The organism is Parapedobacter sp., from assembly GCF_035556095.1.
Taxonomy (GTDB): domain Bacteria; phylum Bacteroidota; class Bacteroidia; order Sphingobacteriales; family Sphingobacteriaceae; genus Parapedobacter.
Genome location: NZ_DATMFT010000004.1, coordinates 213,260 through 229,235 on the forward strand (window position 1 = coordinate 213,260; position 15,976 = coordinate 229,235).

Consider the following 15,976-nt stretch of genomic DNA (forward strand, 5'->3'; position numbering starts at 1 on the left):
GAGCGAACAAAGATAAGGAAAAACAGGCTATTTTTGCGGGATGACGACAACCGCGCTGACACTCCGCAAATTCACACCCCACGATTTCGAAGACTACTTCCTGCTGGTCGGCAATGCCCGGGTAATGGCGATGATTACCGAGCGGGCATTGCCTAAGGACGAAGCGATGGACGATTTCAACGATCGGCTGGCCCGCAATTCGATAGCGAAGGAATATGGTTATTATAAAATTACGGACACGGCATCGGGCGCTTTCATCGGCTTGGCCAAGCTGGAAGTTGAGCAAGCGAATAGCGGGGAAGCGGAGCTGGGCTACATCCTCCTTCCGGAATATTGGGGACAGGGCATTGGAAACCGTGTGGCAAAGCAATTGGTCCACCGCGCCCGGAAATTACCGGGACTGGAACGGCTCTTCGCCATCATCGATCCAAATAACATCCCGTCGAGAAAGATTTTGACAAACAACGGATTCGTCTCAGAAGCTTTCCGGGATTTTGACGGGTTACCCGGCGAGTTACTCGTCCTTGATTTCAACCGGCAGAAATAGGCCTTGGACATTTTGAATATATAGACTCAACCGCAACTGGCTTGAAATGCTTCTGCCAATTCGTTGGCAAGTTTAAAAAGCCAATACCAACTGAGCCACTAAAGTCAACCAGAATATCAATATCGGTCATTTCCTGCCGTAGCGGATGAAGGATTAAATCATATTGAAATCAAATGTATTGATTTCATCAAACAATCTTTTCCGTTGCATCCCGTTGTACGTTTGCACGTTACAACAGCTTTTATTAAACTTGTAACAAGATTATTGAAAACACTCAGCTAACACTGACCATGACGAAATATGCTATCATTACGTTGTTATTGAGTGTTTCCGTCCTATTTACGGCAACGGCGCAGCGAAACAGGGAGCCGCATGCGGTCGGTTCGTTCCCCCGCCTTTCCTGGAATATCGTGCAGCCGGATACGTCTAATAACGCTTTCTTCGAAAAGTACCCGTTCGTGAAATCGATCCGGGCAAGATTCGGGGCGAATCCGCCAACCACTTTCTATTTGCAATTTGACACGACGCTGACCGACGGGAAACACGGCGAGCCGTTTGATATGGAATTTGAAGGCGATGCCTACCTATTCAGGAAACTATATAGCCCAATCAATTTTGTAACGCCTTCTTTTACGGCTGTTTATGTTGATGGGGACAACGATCCCGGAAAAACAAGCAGAAGTACATGGATGGTCATCCATAGCGATTCCGTCGTGTATTATGGATATGAATCGTACCAGTTAATCGGTAAATCCGATGGCAATTTTGATATGTTTACGCCACGATTTAAAGGCGAAATAGATGCGGTAAGTCACACGATTACGAACGCATACCAGGCAAGTGGTGTCAAAGCATCGGGGGATTCGATTTTGGTCTTTGGCGGTGTCGTCAACCGAACGGGGTATTTGCCGAGATTGGACCTGCTGTCCGGTGAGGCGACCTCCTTTTCCGAATGGATAAAGTCCCAACTCGAAACAGTATTCGTATCCGAGAACATCGTTGTCGAACAAGCCAAATGGACGCCAGGAATCTACTATTCGTCAGGCAGACCGGTGCGTGTCCCCATAAAATTGTATGTGCAATTGGAAGCCGATGGGACGGTAACAATCATTCCCACACCATCTGCCCTGTCATCGGCAAGTGATTAACCTCAGCGACTGTATATGGACAAAAAATGGTGCCTCGCTTTTCTTTTCAACGCCCTTGCGGTCAGCGTCATGGGGCAAGGAAACCTCCTGGCCATGTTTAAGCTAGGCTTTCCAAGCACGTCAAACCAAGCGTTTTTTGCAGCACATCCGGGTATTGTACGTATTGTTGTCGATTACGAGTCGGAAATGCCGACTTCCGTGGCATTTGTACGGCATTCCGAAAAAGAACAGGTCGAAACGTTGGGCCGAGAGAACGCCGGAAGGTACAGCAGTTCGTTGGGTTATATCGATTTGCCCTCACTACCGAAAGTCGCCATCGATTATGGAGCCGATATCACAGGACTGCAGGACAGCAACAATTACTATACTATCCAGGCCGTGGTTACCGTTGATTCCATACATTATGGTTTTTACCATTGGTGTAGGCCGGATGTAGCAAACACCGCCTATCTTCATACCCGTTCAAATCCCATTGCCCGTTTTGCAGGAAACGACCTTGACCTGAACACCTTTCTGGACCAGAAGTATCAATTGCCCGACGGGCATGCGGCGAACGACTCTGTTTTTAATTTCGGTGGCGCTATTTCGGAAGATGGCTTGTTGGTCGATTTTCGGATGAGCACGGGGATTCCTTCGGAAGTCTCCGACGTGATCGGGTCCAAATTGCAATCCCTTGGAGCTGTCTGGCACAGAGAGTGGGAGTGGGATAGCCGCCTGCACCGTCGTTACCAATACATGGGGATTGTTTGCCGTATCAATCCGGACGGCAGGGCCACGCTTTTGACGAGGAGGATACTTCGCATCAATGGCGGTCGCATGCCCGATTAGCGGCAGACTTATATCCTGTATCAAGATTGTCCTAGGCATTGTATGTCGGTTCTATTGCCGTGAGCCGGTCACCATCGATACCTTGATACAGCGCATCAAGTCGTTGGAGAAAACAAAATAACCTTATCTTTCTTATCCTGACAAAAGGCTGTCATTAACTGCAACTAGTTTTGCTGTAGAAATTAAAATAGAGAGAAAATGGACATCATCAAAGAACTATTGACAGAATTGGAAAGCGAAGCGACAATTACTCGTAAAATGCTGGCACTGGTGCCGGAAGATCGGTTCGACTGGTCGCCGCATCCGAAAAGTATGACTTTGAAACAGTTGGCCACGCATCTGGCTGAAATCCCATCGTGGTTTTCAATAGCCGTGGATCAGGATGTTTTAGACTTCAACGAGGCGAATTACACACCGACCCCCATTGAAAGTAATGCCGACCTGCTGGCCCTGTTCGAAAAATCGTACCAGATCGGTAAATCGGCGTTGGAGCGCTTGCCGGAAGCTTTGCTGGATAAGCCGTGGATCATGCGGGGCGGTGAGGCCGTGTATCTGGACACTACCAAATACGGCATGGTCCGCCATGCATTCGCCCAAACGATCCACCACCGCGCCCAGCTGGGTGTTTTCTTGCGCCTGCTGGATATTCCGATACCGGGCAGCTACGGGCCGAGCGCCGATGAGATGGGGTAAGGTATATCCTGTTTAGGCAGTTGCTGCGTTGGGTAATTCTCAGAATTACCCAATCATTTCCTATCTTTGGCGCTATCATGAATGAGTCGACCATCAATAATTTACCTGCATCCAGCGCCGAAGAGCGCTTCCTCCGCTATGTGCAGGTAGACACCCAATCCGACCCAACGTCTCCGAGCTATCCTTCCACCGAAAAGCAGAAAAACCTCGGCCGGATACTCGTCGACGAGCTGTTGGCCTTGGGTATCAACGATGCGCACCTCGACGAACACGGCTATGTGTACGCAACCATTCCGGCCAATATCGACAAACTCACGCCGGTTATCTGCTTCTGCTCCCACATGGACACATCACCCGACTGCTCGGGTACCGCTGTGAAGCCACTTGTACACCGCAACTATGAGGGTGGCGACATCGCATTGCCCGATGATCCTACTGTGGTCATCAGACCTAGCGACCACCCCGATCTGGCCAATCAACTAGGCAACGACATCATTACGGCCAGCGGCACCACCTTGCTGGGTGCGGACGACAAAGCCGGTGTAGCGGAAATCATGGCCGCCGCGGAACTGCTGATGGCACACCCAGAAATCAAACACGGCATGATCAAAATCTTGTTTACGCCCGATGAAGAGATCGGGCGTGGGGTGGATAAAGTGGATCTGGCGAAACTGGGTGCTGATTTCGCCTACACCGTGGATGGCGAAACTGCGGGATCCATCGAAGACGAAACCTTTTCGGCCGATGGCGTAATCGTCACCATCGATGGTATCAGCGTGCACCCCGGCTTTGCAAAAGGCAAGCTCCAAAGTGCACTAAAAATTGCTGCCAGTATCGTCGATGCGTTACCTAAAGAGCGGCTATCGCCCGAGACGACCAGCAAGCGCGAAGGCTTTGTACATCCGGTGGCCATCAAGGGCGGCGTCGAACAGGCCTCCATTGAATTTATTGTCCGCGATTTCGATGACGACAACCTCCGGCGCCACGAACAGGAATTGGAAGGTATTGTCAAGTCGATGGTATCCCGGCATACCGGTTGCCATTACCGGTTTGACGTGACGGAACAGTACCGCAACATGAAACAGGTACTCGACCGCTACCCACAAATCATGGAAATTGGTCTGGAGGCGATCCGGCGCGCGGGCATGGAGCCTATCCGCCGGAGTATCCGCGGCGGGACCGATGGCTCGCGGCTTTCGTTCATGGGCCTGCCCTGCCCCAATATCTTTGCCGGGGGGCATGCCTTCCATGGCAAAGAGGAGTGGGTATCTGTACAGGACATGGAAAAGGCCGTACGGACTATTTTGCACGTAGTTTGTTTAGTCGTTAGTCATTAGTCGTAAGCTGAGCATCGCGAAGCCCCGATATCTCATATCTAAAATCTTAACAGCATGCCATCAACTCATTTCGAGACCATAAAACACATAATCAACCATCGTCGGGCGGTGTTCCCACCAAGCTATACCGGACAAGTGATCCCCAAGGAATTGCTGACGGAGCTGCTGGATTGTGCCGACGCGGCACCTACACACAAACTCACCCAGCCGTGGCAGTTTGTTGTATTTCGGGAACAGGGGTTGTCCCGGTTGGCGGACCAATTGGCATCGCTCTACAAGGCACACACATCACCGGAGCAATTCCTCCAGAAAAAGTTGGAAAGCACCCGCGACAAAGTGTTACGGTCGGGAGCGGTCATGGCTATCGTTGTATCATACAGCGGCCTTATACCGCAATGGGAAGAACTTGCGGCCACGGCTTGCGCCGTACAGAACCTCTGGCTCGCAGCTTCCGCAGCTGATATCGGCGGCTATTGGAGTAGCCCGGGCACCATCAAGCATATCGGTGATTTCTTAGGTCTTGCGGAGAATGAAGAATGCCTTGGCTTCTTTTACATGGGGTATCATAACGAGCCACCCCGGATAGCAAACCGCCGGCCGCTCGGCGAAAAAGTACGGTGGGAAGAATAGCGAAACCGTTGTGCTGCGCCGCACCTATTCGAATGTAATCTCCATTTGCCCCTTACTGCCGGTCCACGGCGGCCCCTGCTCTAGCACCTGACGGGCCTCGCTGAGCAAGGTAGCATCAGCATCATCGGCTGCCTGGATATTAATTGGCACCCCCTGCGCATCGATATCAAAGGTTAGTATTGTTTTTCCCTTCAAGGTGGTACCGGCAAGCTTGTCATTAAGATACACATTGAAGGCGTCCCACCCCTCCGCCGGGCGAGCGTCCAATCCGGGGCCTGTCGCGGCAGCCGCATGGGCCCTAACCAACGATTCAGGAGATGCCAATTCCACGCGTACTTCCTTCTCGGCCTGCTGTTGGGCCGGTTGGTTGCGCATCCACAACAGCACCAGTACAAGCACCATTAACACGCAAGCGGTGGCTGCCACGCCGAGGCGCTGCCACCCGAAGAAAAACGCGTCACGCTCTCTTGCTTGCCCAGCAATGCGGTTGGCTAGTCGTTGCTGCAACAGGCTTAGCTGCCGGTGACTGACATTCTTCTGCATCCGGTAGCCATCAATAGCATCCTGCAACAACGGGTCGTCAAGTGCTTCACGCTCTAGCTCATACATCTCATCCCTGTTGAGTTCACCGTTGAGATATCGCTGTATACGGACAATTTGGTAACTGCTATTCATGTCTATTTTTCTCCATGCAGATTTTCAGATTGCGTTTGCCGTTTTGTATGTGGCTCTTCACCTTGTTGAGGTCGAAGCCAGTGATGTCGGCAACTTCCCTATAACATTTCTGTTCGAGGTAAAATAACCGAACGCACATTTGCTGTTCACGATTGAGCGTTTCTAAACAAGATTCCATCAATGCAAGCTGTTCCTCAGGGATGCCTTCTGTTCCATCATATGGATGCAGAAAAGCGTCACTTTCCACAAGGTGGTCATCGATGTCTATGGTGGTGATCCGATTGGCCGACCGCAAATCCATGAGACAGTGGTTTCGTGCCAATGTGTATAACCAACTTTTGAAATTGCTCACCTCATGGGCACGTAGCTTCGTGATGAGCGATTCAAAAATCTCCATCACCGCATCCTCACTCTTTGCCTCATCTTTGTAATATTTGAGGCACAATCCATATATGAGTGGCATGTATGGCTCATATAGCTTGCCCAGCAAATGCAAATCGCCAGTTTCCCGGTATTTTGCTAACAGTTTCGTTTCTTCAAGTGCTGATACCATCGATGACACGTTAGCCAAACGTACGAAATATCCCGAAATAACCTAACCAAAAAGCTGACCTTTGTCAGAAAAAAAAATTCCTTCGGACATACGGATTCTCTAATCGTTTCTCAAGCCATCGATCTAACAGGATTACAATCATTTGGCAACCACAAAAAACTTAATGACGATTACTTTTTTACCTGTGCATCCGCATCACAGCGAGCCTTGTGAACCGCTAGTTTTGTCATGAGAAGGTAAGAAGAAAGGCTTCGAACCTACATGTAAACAATTAAAACATAGGTGACCATGGAAACACGAATTAAACGAACCACCCTCGCTACCGCAGTCATGCTGCTTTTTATCCCCTGGTTAACGGGAAACGCGCAGGATACTTACCGATCGGCTACCACCCACGTTACCATAAACGGGACTTCCACGCTGCACGATTGGAATATGGGTTCATCCAGTGGCCAAACTACGGCTTCATTTACAATCGAAGGTAACCAGGTAAAAAAAATAAACACATTGACATTCACCGTTGCTGCCGAATCATTGAAAAGCGACAAGAGCGCTTTGGATAAAAACGCTTACAAAGCACTGGATACGGACAAACACAAAAACATCACGTTTACGATGACTTCAGGTACAGTAACCGCCACGGGGAGCAATGCCTTCCAAGTGAAGGCGACGGGCAGGCTGACCATCGCCGGCGTTACCCGACAAACGACCATCGCGGCGACTGGTCAATTCAATCCATCGGACAAGAGCGTCACCTTCAATGGAAGCACAACGTTCAAGATGACTGTCTACGATGTAAAGCCACCGACCGTGATGATGGGTACCATCAAGACCGGCGACGAGATTACCGTAAGCTACAATGGAAAATTAACGGCACAATAAACGGATTCATACACATAAATTACCTCAACAGCTAAAAATCATGAAAACTTCATCAGCAGCCCTCGCCATTTTTGCGGCCCTTGCGGTCGCCACGATACCGGCAATTACCCTCGCCCAGGAAGAAAGGGATGTCGACCGTGGCCCCATCATCCAATATGGCGAGCCCGATTTTTTTCGCCCTTATGACAAGCGCGGCCTCCATGTATTCGAGACAACAAAAGCCGACCTGAACACGCGTTATACCGGCCGGAAAATCAGCTTCGGAGCGGGCTTTACCCAGCAATTCCAGTCGTTGAAAAATGAAAACCCCGGCGCCGAAAATAACACCGGGACATCGGACAATGCGCTCTTTCCCCTAGCACCCGGATTCATGACTGCCCAGGCCAACCTCTATATCGATGCCCAACTAGGCGAAGGTATCCGGCTGCATTTGGCCAACTACATGTCATCTCGCCACCATAACGAATTTTGGGTAAAAGGTGGTTACCTCCAGATCGATAAGTTCCCTTTTGATGGAAAATTCTGGGATAACCTTTCCGAGCTGGTCACGGTAAAGGCCGGCCATATGGAAATCAATTATGGTGATGCCCACTTCCGTAGGCCAGATGGCGGACATACCCTTTACAGCCCCTTTATGGAAGGCAATATCATGGATGCGTTCGCCACAGAAATTGCCGGAGAGGTCTATATCCAGAAAAACGGAATCTTTGGTATGGTAGGCATTAGCAACGGGATGATCCGTGGTGCAGCACAGGAAATCGAAGAGACTGCCGGCAATCAATTCGGTGCAGCTAACCCCTCCATATATCTGAAGACCGGTATTGATAAACAGGTCAATGACGATCTCAGGCTACGGTTGACCGGCAGCTTGTATCACAACAGTGGCACCGGTGGGTCGGGACTGACTTTATATGCCGGCGACCGTACCGGATCCAACTACCAAAACGTCATGGAGCAGTATTATACCAATGGCACCGCTAAGGCAGCTACGGCCATGTACAGCTCGGGGCGCTTCAACCCCGGCTACAACGGCAAGCTGAATGCGATAATGATCAACGGCTTCGCAAAAATGCAAGGCCTCGAATTCTTCGGCACCTACGAATATGCGAGTGGCCGGGCGAAAGCCACCGCTGATGCCGACAACCGGGTGACCACGCAGTACGCCTTGGAGGGATTATACCGGTTTGGGAGCTATGAAAACTTATATATCGGTTTACGGTATAATGTGGTAAACTCGGAGTTGTTGCTTTCCGGCAACCTCACCGACGTGAATGTCAATCGCTTCGCCTCAGGTGCGGGCTGGTTCATCACCAAAAACATCCTGATGAAAGGCGAGTATGTCATTCAAAAATACAACGACTTCCCCACCACCGATTACCGCCACAGCGGCAAATTCAACGGGGCCGTCCTCGAAGCCATCATCGCGTTTTAGCCACATGCGTTGAAAGCTATGAAGAAGTTGTCCAAAAAGTCTCCAACAGTGCGAAACAATCCGACATACGGCATTCCAATCGCAAAACAAAACGCGAGACTTTTTGGACTTCCCATTAAACACACAATGTCATGAAAACATCCCCATACTTATCGCTCCTTTCAATGTTTTTCTGGTTGGGTATGTTCTGCCTGTTGGTTTCATTCAAAGCAGATAGCATATACGAAAACGGAAGTTCTATGTTGCATTGGCGTGTACTGCCCAGCAGTTTCATTTCCATTAAAGGCAGCTCCAATGTCAATACCTTTGGATGTATGGCTTCCGGCGCACTCAGCACCCAAGCATTGAAAGGTATGATCCCAAAAAATGGCAAAGGTGTAAACATGGAGGGTTTCATCCGTATTGACATCAACCAATTTGACTGTGGTAACCGGATGCTCACCAGCGATCTCCGGAAAACGCTAAACGCTGACCAGCATCCGCAAATGACCATCCATTTCGTATGGCTAGACCGGATGCCTGTATGCGACGGCGGCGACGATCTCATTACCGGGAGGGTCCTTATCGAACTTGCGGGCCAGCGCAAATCATTTTACCTGAAATATGCTTTTTCAAAGACTACCACTGGTTATAAACTTGAGGGTAGCAAGGCGTTTACATTCGCTGATTTCGACCTTAGTCCTCCCAAAAAAATCGGTGGCCTGGTGAAAGTAAAAGATGATTTTGATGTTGCTTTTACATTAATCCTCGATAGCTGTAAATAAAGGTAGGCATCAAAAAAACCGGAACAACATCTGTTGTCCCGGTTCCGTTTCATGTGTTTGTGAGTCGTTTAGAGTCTGTTTAAATTCGGCTCTAAAAGCACCAGCCATTTGCTTCAATTAATGCTTGGGCCACCCGTTGCCGGGCTTCCTTGATGTTATAGGGTTCGGCCTTGGTGAAGCGCCGTATGCCGACCAACATCATTTTCAATTCATCGCCTTCGGCAAAGGAATGAAGCGCCTCCTTGCCGGCGAGGTACACGCGGTCGATCGCGGTGTGCAAGTAGATCCGTGCGATATCCACCTGCCGTTGTGCCGTTCCTTCACCCCGCTGTTGCACCAGTTTCTCGGCACGAAGCAGGGTCGATTCCGCTAAATACACATAACCGATAATATCGGCGATATTCATCAATATCTCCTGTTCCTTTTGCAACGTCATCATCAGCTTTTGCACAGCAGCACCCGCCACCAGCAGACCCGCTTTCTTGAGGTTGGCAAGCAGCTTCTTTTCATACACGAAGGGAGCATCGTCTATCTCGCTAAAATCGGGAATGGCCATCAATTCACCGGCCACCGCCTGCGCCGGCCCCATGAGGTCAAGCTCCCCTTTAAGTGCGCGTTTCAGCAGCATATCCACAATGAGCAAACGGTTCACTTCATTGGTGCCTTCAAAAATGCGGTTGATGCGCGAATCGCGGTAGGCACGTTCCATCGGCGCATCGGCCGAATAGCCCATACCGCCGTAAATCTGTACCCCTTCATCCACCACGTAGTCGAGCATTTCCGAGCCCCACACTTTCAGTACGGCACACTCGATGGCAAATTGTTCGGTCGCCTTCAGCTTGGCTTTGGCCGCATCCATACCCTCTGCCACCAATGCATCATACGCATCGTCGATGTTTTGGCCAGCGCGGTACGCGGCACTTTCCACCGCATAGTTCCGTACGGCCATCTCAGCAAGCTTATAGCGGATGGCACCGAATTTGGAAATCGGCAAACCAAACTGCATGCGTTCATTGGCGTAGTTCACGGCTTGGTTGATCACCCGTCTAGAAGAGCCAATGGTAGCGGCACCAAGCTTGATGCGCCCCACGTTGAGGATATTCACGGCAATCTTGAACCCGTTTTCCCGCTCGGAGAGCCTATTTTCGACCGGCACGGGGCAGTCGTTGAAAAACAGCTGCCGGGTAGACGATCCCTTGATACCTAGCTTGTGCTCTTCGGGATTCATGGTAATGCCGCCGAAGCCACGCTCCACAATAAACGCCGTGAGGTTCTTATCATCGTCAATTTTCGCAAATACGATGAATACATCGGCAAAGCCACCATTGGTGATCCACATCTTCTGTCCGTTGAGGAGGTAGTGTGTTCCCTCGGCGTTTAGTTTAGCACTAGTGCGCCCTGAATTGGCGTCAGATCCCGAATTCGGTTCTGTGAGGCAGTAGGCTGCTTTCCATTCACCCGTCGCCAGTTTGGGCAGGTACTTTTCCTTTTGGGTATCGTTGCCATAATAAAGGATGGGCAACGTGCCAATACCGGTATGTGCCGAAAGTGCCACAGCGAAGGAATGGCCCGCACCGATTACATCGGCTACCAGCATGGAAGTATTGAAATTCTTCCCGAATCCGCCGTAGGCCTCCGGAACGGAGACACCCAGCAGCCCCAGCTCGCCGGCTTTGTCAAGCAGGCTTTCCATCAGTCCCTCCTCCTGTGCATCGATACGATCCAGGTTGGGTAAAACCTCCGCCTCCAGGAAATCCTCGCACGTCTGCCGGATCATCACCTGCTCTTCGTCAAATTCCTCCGGAATGAACACCTCTTTAAAGGATGTTTCGCGAATAACGAATTCACCGCCTTTTATCGTTGATTTTTTTTCACTTGTCATGTCTTTAATTGATTAAGGATGAAAAGAGCAAGGATAAAAGACTCCTTCCTTTCCAGCCTATTTATTCAATGTTTTCAAAAAATTCGTTATTTTCTTTTGTATCAAAACAATCTGTTCACTCAATTGCGTTTGATTATTTAACGAGATGAAACCCAAATCGCCGGCAAGCATTAACTGGGTGTCTAACTCAAACGAGGATCCGAGTGCTATGCGAAGAAAATAAGAGAATTCTTTATTGGAGTTCCGCGATGACCCTTCAGCTATATTAGACGGTATGGATACACTACAACGTCGCATTTGACTTATGATACCATACTTCTCACTATCGGGAAATTCAGTAGTTACGGTGTATATTTCTTTAGCTAACTTCATCGATTCTTTCCAAATAGCTAACTGCCTAAAATTATGCATACCTATCCTTAAATCCTTGTTCCTTGTTCCTCAATCAAAGCATCTCAAAGATACCCGCGGCGCCTTGGCCGGTACCCACGCACATCGTTACCATACCATACTTTTGGTCCCGGCGCTTTAATTCGTGGAACAACTGCACGGAAAGTTTGGCTCCCGAGCAACCCAACGGGTGTCCCAATGCGATAGCTCCGCCGTTTACATTTAGGATGTCCTCATTGATTCCGAGCTCGCGGATTACTGCCAATGATTGGGCAGCAAATGCCTCGTTCAGCTCAATGAGACTCATATCTTCCAACTTCATTCCCGCCATCTTCAATGCTTTGGGGATGGCTTCAATAGGTCCGATGCCCATGATGCGGGGTGGCACACCGGCTACGCCATAACTCACCAACCGAGCGACGGGTTCGGCTTTTAGTTCCTTCATTTTCTTTTCGGAAACGACCAGCACGAACGCAGCACCATCCGATGTCTGCGACGAATTTCCGGCGGTCACCGTTCCCCCCGCCGCAAAGACCGGTTTCAGCTTGGCCAAGGCTTCCAAGCTCGTATCTGCCCGAGGCCCTTCATCGGTATCCACAACATACTCGCGGCTTTTGATCTTTTTGCCGTCTTCCAGATAACGTTCATGAACCGTAATCGGCACAATGCCATCTTTCAGGTGCCCATTCGCGATAGCAGCCACGGCTTTCTGGTGCGATTTCAGCGAAAACGCATCTTGGTCCTCCCTGCTTACCTTATATTCCTTTGCCACAGCTTCCGCAGTAAGCCCCATCCCCCAGTACCAGTCGGGATGCTGCTTTGCCACTTCCGGGTTGGGCACTAGTTTCCAACCGCCAAACGGCATACCCGACATGACTTCTACGCCGCCTGCGATAATGGCATCCACCATGCCCGACTTGATTTTAGCCACGGCCGTGGCGATGGTTTCTAAGCCGGAAGCACAATAGCGGTTCACCGTCACACCCGGTACTTTTTCCGTATCGAGCCCCATCAGGGAAATCATCCGGCCGATGTTAAGTCCCTGCTCCGCCTCCGGCGTGGCATTGCCTACGATTACGTCATCGATTTGTTCTTTATCGAGATTAGGTACCGATGCGATAAGGTGCTTGATGACATCCGCCGCAAGGTCATCTGCCCGCGTGAAACGGAATACGCCACGTGGTGCTTTTCCTACGGCAGTTCGATACCCTGCTATAATGTACGCTTCCATAGTTAATTTCTTAGTGGTTTACCTGTGGTTAACATATGCTGGATCCGCTCCAACGTTTTCCGCTCACCGCATAGCGATAAGAAGGCTTCCCGCTCGAGATCCAGCAGGTATTGTTCCGATACTTCGGTAGGCGACGACAGGTCGCCGCCACACATCACCCAGCCCAACTTTTCGGAAATCTTCTGGTCGTGTTCGGAGATGTAGTTGCCGGCACGCATGGAGTTCGCCCCGGCATACACGATGCCCAGTCCCTGCTTGCCCAGCACCGTGATGTCCGTACGCCGTACCGGTTGCGTGTACCCAGCTTCCGCCAATTCAATCGCCTTTGCCTTAGCGTCCGCCAGCAACCGGCTACGGTTCATGCTGATGGCATACTTACCGGCTTCCAAATACCCAAGCTCAAAGGCTTCTACGGCCGAGGTAGACACTTTAGCCTGCCCAATGGTGAGGAACCGATCCCGCAACACCTGCTGCACAATCTGCCCCTCTTTGAATTCGTCTGAGGCGCGGAGGGCGAACTCCTTGGAGCCACCTCCCCCGGGTATAACTCCCACTCCAAATTCCACCAGCCCCATATAGGTCTCGGCGTGCAACTGTACGAAGTCAGCGTGCATCGAAAACTCACAGCCTCCGCCCAATGCAAGATTAAATGGTGCCGCTACCACGGGTATCGCGGAGTACCGCAATCGCATCGCAGTATCCTGAAAGGTCTTCACCGCCATGTTCAGCTCGTCGTAATCCTGTTCTACAGCCATCATGAAAATCATGCCGATGTTTGCCCCAGCCGAGAAATTGGCACCATCATTACCCACCACGAGTCCACGAAAGTCCTTTTCCGCGAGGTCGATCGCTCTATGTAGTCCCTGGATTACGTCGCCCCCTATCGTATTCATCTTGGTGTGGAACTCAGCGTTGAGGATGCCGTCGCCGAGGTCGGTGATGGTAAGGCCATTATTCTTCCAGATGGTCTTTTGTCCGCGGATATTATCCAGGATAATGAAGCCTTCCGTACCCGGGATGGATTTATACGACTTACTCCCAATATCGTAAAAGTGCCGTACCCCATTCTCCACCTTGTAAAAGGAATCGTGGCCAGCAGCCAGCATATCCTGTACCCATCCAGCCACTTCACCACTGTGACCCGGCACGCGCTTTTCTTCTGATTTTATCTTCTCAATGGTTTCCTTCACGCCTAGCGCATCCCACACTTCAAACGGACCGAGCTCCCATCCGAATCCGGCACGCATGGCATCATCGATACGGAAAAATTCGTCGGTAATTTCGGGTACCCGCCGGGAAACGTATTCGAACAATGGGTAATGCATGGCGCGAAAAAACGCGCCTGCTTTATCAGTTCCCTGTTCGTACACTTTCATCCGTTTGCGGATGTCATCCGCTGCTTTCGTAGCATCTAGCGTCGCCGACTTCACCTTATCCTGCTGGCGGTATTCCAGCGTTTTCAGATCGAGCGCCAAAATTACGCTGTTTCCTTTGTCGTCCTTTATTTTTTTGTAGAACCCCTGTCCGCTCTTCTCGCCGAGCCATTTTTTGTCGACCATCTGCCGGATATAGTCAGGCAACTGGAAAACACCGTTGGCTTCATCCTCGGGAGCATTCTCCGCCAATCCGTTAGCCACGTTCACCAGTGTATCGAGGCCCACCACATCGGCAGTACGGAATGTCGCCGACTTGGGATGTCCCATTGCCGGACCGGTAAACTTATCCACTTCTACGACCGTTAGACCAAGTTGTTCGACCAAATGGGTAAGTGCCAGCATGGAATACACCCCAATGCGGTTCCCAATGAATGCCGGCGTATCTTTGCAGAGCACGGTGGTTTTACCGAGGAACTTGTCGCCATAATGCATCAGGAAATCGACGACCTCCGGCTTGGTATCCGGTGTCGGAATAATTTCGAGCAGCCGCAGGTAACGGGGTGGGTTGAAGAAGTGTGTGCCACAGAAGTGCGCTTTGAAGTCATCGCTCCGCCCTTCGGTCATGAGATGGATAGGAATACCCGAGGTATTGGAAGTAATTAATGTCCCGGCCTTGCGGTGCTGTTCCACCCGGTCGAACACCTGTTTTTTGATATCCAACCGCTCAACCACCACCTCGATGACCCAGTCGGCAGATGCAATATCGGCGAAATCATCGTCGAAATTACCGGTGGTGATTAGCTTTGCGCTACGTTTGCTAAATACAGGCGAGGGATTACCTTTGATGGCGCTCTCCAGCGACTGGTTCACGATGCGGTTACGTACCGCCTTGCTGTCGAGCGTGAGGCCTTTGGCCGCTTCCGGTTTGGTCAATTCATTGGGTACAATATCGAGCAGCAATACTTCCACACCGATATTGGCGAAATGGCAGGCGATGCGCGAACCCATCACCCCCGAGCCTAATACAGCTACTTTCTTAATTCGTCTCATATCTAGTGTCTGATGTCTAGTGTCTAATGTCTAATGTCTCAAACCTCACTCCGGTTTATACTGTGTGGCCAACTGGTTGATACGCTTCAACGTGTGAATTGCCGACGACCGTTCTTCATCAGAGAGGTGTTCGTCGAGGTAAGCGTTGAATTTTCGCACCACATCTTTGGCTTGCTCCCGTTTCTCTTTGCCCAATTCCGTCAGGAAAACTTTTACAGAGCGCTTATCGGCACTATTGGTCTCCCTGTAAATCAACCCTAACCTTTCCAGATTGTTGAGAATACGCGACAAGCTCGTGGTCTTGACCCCCAACAGATTGGCAATCTGCGAAACCGGCGTGCCTTCTTTATGGATATTGATGAGCACATACCCCGTAGCTTGGGTAATCCCGAAACGCGAGGCAATCTGGTTATATTTATTGGCTGCTGACTGCCAGGCAGCCTTCAGGTAATAGTCTATTGTATTGTCGTCGCTCATACGGTTTTGCATTCAATTTATTATGCATGCATAGCAAATTTAAGTGGAATAATCTTGGATTGCAAATTTTTGTAGAAATTA

16 protein-coding genes are annotated in these 15,976 nt (G+C 50.4%); 9 read left to right on the top strand and 7 right to left on the bottom strand.

The features are described from left to right. Window positions 1-40: 40 nt before the first annotated feature. From VNQ80_RS01825 to VNQ80_RS01850, 6 genes are all read left to right on the top strand, one after another. Complete coding sequence (locus VNQ80_RS01825; protein ID WP_325635721.1) at window positions 41-547, top strand: GNAT family N-acetyltransferase; 507 nt, start codon at window positions 41-43, stop codon at window positions 545-547. A gap of 290 nt (window positions 548-837) precedes the next feature. After that, on the top strand, window positions 838-1,695 hold the full coding sequence (locus tag VNQ80_RS01830) for a hypothetical protein (protein ID WP_325635723.1): 858 nt from the start codon (window positions 838-840) through the stop codon (window positions 1,693-1,695). A 15-nt stretch (window positions 1,696-1,710) separates the two neighbouring features. Then, a complete protein-coding gene (locus VNQ80_RS01835) occupies window positions 1,711-2,523 on the top strand; it encodes a hypothetical protein (protein ID WP_325635725.1) in 813 nt (270 codons plus the stop codon). Between the two features lie 198 nt (window positions 2,524-2,721). Then, window positions 2,722-3,216: a DinB family protein gene (locus tag VNQ80_RS01840; protein WP_325635727.1), complete on the top strand. Its 495-nt coding sequence runs from the start codon at window positions 2,722-2,724 to the stop codon at window positions 3,214-3,216. Window positions 3,217-3,293: 77 nt separating this feature from the next. Further along, the gene (gene pepT, locus VNQ80_RS01845; RefSeq protein WP_325635729.1) at window positions 3,294-4,553 is read left to right on the top strand and encodes a peptidase T; all 1,260 of its coding nucleotides are present in this window, start codon (window positions 3,294-3,296) and stop codon (window positions 4,551-4,553) included. A 54-nt stretch (window positions 4,554-4,607) separates the two neighbouring features. Next, window positions 4,608-5,183 (top strand): nitroreductase, encoded by a 576-nt coding sequence (locus VNQ80_RS01850; protein ID WP_325635731.1) that lies wholly within the window; start codon window positions 4,608-4,610, stop codon window positions 5,181-5,183. A gap of 24 nt (window positions 5,184-5,207) precedes the next feature. On the opposite strand, the gene VNQ80_RS01855 is transcribed toward VNQ80_RS01850, so the two are convergent. After that, the gene (locus VNQ80_RS01855) at window positions 5,208-5,858 is read right to left on the bottom strand and encodes a hypothetical protein (protein ID WP_325635733.1); all 651 of its coding nucleotides are present in this window, start codon (window positions 5,856-5,858) and stop codon (window positions 5,208-5,210) included. Continuing rightward, entirely contained in the window at window positions 5,851-6,411 is a 561-nt protein-coding gene (locus VNQ80_RS01860) for a sigma-70 family RNA polymerase sigma factor (RefSeq protein WP_325635735.1), read from the bottom strand. Before VNQ80_RS01860 ends, VNQ80_RS01855 begins: the two co-directional genes overlap by 8 nt. Window positions 6,412-6,699: 288 nt before the next feature. Here VNQ80_RS01860 and VNQ80_RS01865 point away from each other — a divergent pair, with 288 nt between their 5' ends. From VNQ80_RS01865 to VNQ80_RS01875, 3 genes are all read left to right on the top strand, one after another. Then, complete coding sequence (locus tag VNQ80_RS01865) at window positions 6,700-7,293, top strand: YceI family protein (RefSeq protein WP_325635737.1); 594 nt, start codon at window positions 6,700-6,702, stop codon at window positions 7,291-7,293. Window positions 7,294-7,333: 40 nt separating this feature from the next. Continuing rightward, on the top strand, window positions 7,334-8,725 hold the full coding sequence (locus VNQ80_RS01870; RefSeq protein WP_325635739.1) for a hypothetical protein: 1,392 nt from the start codon (window positions 7,334-7,336) through the stop codon (window positions 8,723-8,725). Window positions 8,726-8,856: 131 nt separating this feature from the next. After that, a complete protein-coding gene (locus VNQ80_RS01875; protein WP_325635742.1) occupies window positions 8,857-9,489 on the top strand; it encodes a YceI family protein in 633 nt (210 codons plus the stop codon). Window positions 9,490-9,580: 91 nt separating this feature from the next. Here VNQ80_RS01875 and VNQ80_RS01880 read toward each other — a convergent pair whose 3' ends face one another. Genes VNQ80_RS01880 through VNQ80_RS01900 form a run of 5 tightly spaced genes read right to left on the bottom strand, consistent with a single transcriptional unit; the run spans window position 9,581 to window position 15,895 of the window. Next, window positions 9,581-11,371, bottom strand: a complete 1,791-nt coding sequence (locus tag VNQ80_RS01880) for an acyl-CoA dehydrogenase family protein (protein ID WP_325635744.1) — start codon at window positions 11,369-11,371, stop codon at window positions 9,581-9,583. Between the two features lie 57 nt (window positions 11,372-11,428). After that, complete coding sequence (locus tag VNQ80_RS01885) at window positions 11,429-11,782, bottom strand: four helix bundle protein (RefSeq protein ID WP_325635746.1); 354 nt, start codon at window positions 11,780-11,782, stop codon at window positions 11,429-11,431. 34 nt (window positions 11,783-11,816) lie between these two features. Continuing rightward, window positions 11,817-12,992, bottom strand: coding sequence for an acetyl-CoA C-acyltransferase (locus VNQ80_RS01890; protein ID WP_325635748.1), 1,176 nt, complete (start codon window positions 12,990-12,992; stop codon window positions 11,817-11,819). 2 nt (window positions 12,993-12,994) lie between these two features. Continuing rightward, window positions 12,995-15,418, bottom strand: coding sequence for a 3-hydroxyacyl-CoA dehydrogenase/enoyl-CoA hydratase family protein (locus tag VNQ80_RS01895; RefSeq protein WP_325635750.1), 2,424 nt, complete (start codon window positions 15,416-15,418; stop codon window positions 12,995-12,997). Window positions 15,419-15,463: 45 nt separating this feature from the next. Beyond that, entirely contained in the window at window positions 15,464-15,895 is a 432-nt protein-coding gene (locus tag VNQ80_RS01900) for a MarR family transcriptional regulator (protein ID WP_325635751.1), read from the bottom strand. Between the last annotated feature and the right edge of the window lie 81 nt (window positions 15,896-15,976).

Excerpts from the sequence above, each read along its gene's own strand:
- VNQ80_RS01825 (WP_325635721.1), top strand. The coding sequence starts at position 41 with ATGACGACAACCGCGCTGACACTCCGCAAATTCACACCCCACGATTTC.
- VNQ80_RS01830 (WP_325635723.1), top strand. The coding sequence starts at position 838 with ATGACGAAATATGCTATCATTACGTTGTTATTGAGTGTTTCCGTCCTA.
- VNQ80_RS01835 (WP_325635725.1), top strand. The coding sequence starts at position 1,711 with ATGGACAAAAAATGGTGCCTCGCTTTTCTTTTCAACGCCCTTGCGGTC.
- VNQ80_RS01840 (WP_325635727.1), top strand. The coding sequence starts at position 2,722 with ATGGACATCATCAAAGAACTATTGACAGAATTGGAAAGCGAAGCGACA.
- pepT (WP_325635729.1), top strand. The coding sequence starts at position 3,294 with ATGAATGAGTCGACCATCAATAATTTACCTGCATCCAGCGCCGAAGAG.
- VNQ80_RS01850 (WP_325635731.1), top strand. The coding sequence starts at position 4,608 with ATGCCATCAACTCATTTCGAGACCATAAAACACATAATCAACCATCGT.
- VNQ80_RS01855 (WP_325635733.1), bottom strand. The coding sequence starts at position 5,858 with ATGAATAGCAGTTACCAAATTGTCCGTATACAGCGATATCTCAACGGT.
- VNQ80_RS01860 (WP_325635735.1), bottom strand. The coding sequence starts at position 6,411 with ATGGTATCAGCACTTGAAGAAACGAAACTGTTAGCAAAATACCGGGAA.
- VNQ80_RS01865 (WP_325635737.1), top strand. The coding sequence starts at position 6,700 with ATGGAAACACGAATTAAACGAACCACCCTCGCTACCGCAGTCATGCTG.
- VNQ80_RS01870 (WP_325635739.1), top strand. The coding sequence starts at position 7,334 with ATGAAAACTTCATCAGCAGCCCTCGCCATTTTTGCGGCCCTTGCGGTC.
- VNQ80_RS01875 (WP_325635742.1), top strand. The coding sequence starts at position 8,857 with ATGAAAACATCCCCATACTTATCGCTCCTTTCAATGTTTTTCTGGTTG.
- VNQ80_RS01880 (WP_325635744.1), bottom strand. The coding sequence starts at position 11,371 with ATGACAAGTGAAAAAAAATCAACGATAAAAGGCGGTGAATTCGTTATT.
- VNQ80_RS01885 (WP_325635746.1), bottom strand. The coding sequence starts at position 11,782 with ATGCATAATTTTAGGCAGTTAGCTATTTGGAAAGAATCGATGAAGTTA.
- VNQ80_RS01890 (WP_325635748.1), bottom strand. The coding sequence starts at position 12,992 with ATGGAAGCGTACATTATAGCAGGGTATCGAACTGCCGTAGGAAAAGCA.
- VNQ80_RS01895 (WP_325635750.1), bottom strand. The coding sequence starts at position 15,418 with ATGAGACGAATTAAGAAAGTAGCTGTATTAGGCTCGGGGGTGATGGGT.
- VNQ80_RS01900 (WP_325635751.1), bottom strand. The coding sequence starts at position 15,895 with ATGAGCGACGACAATACAATAGACTATTACCTGAAGGCTGCCTGGCAG.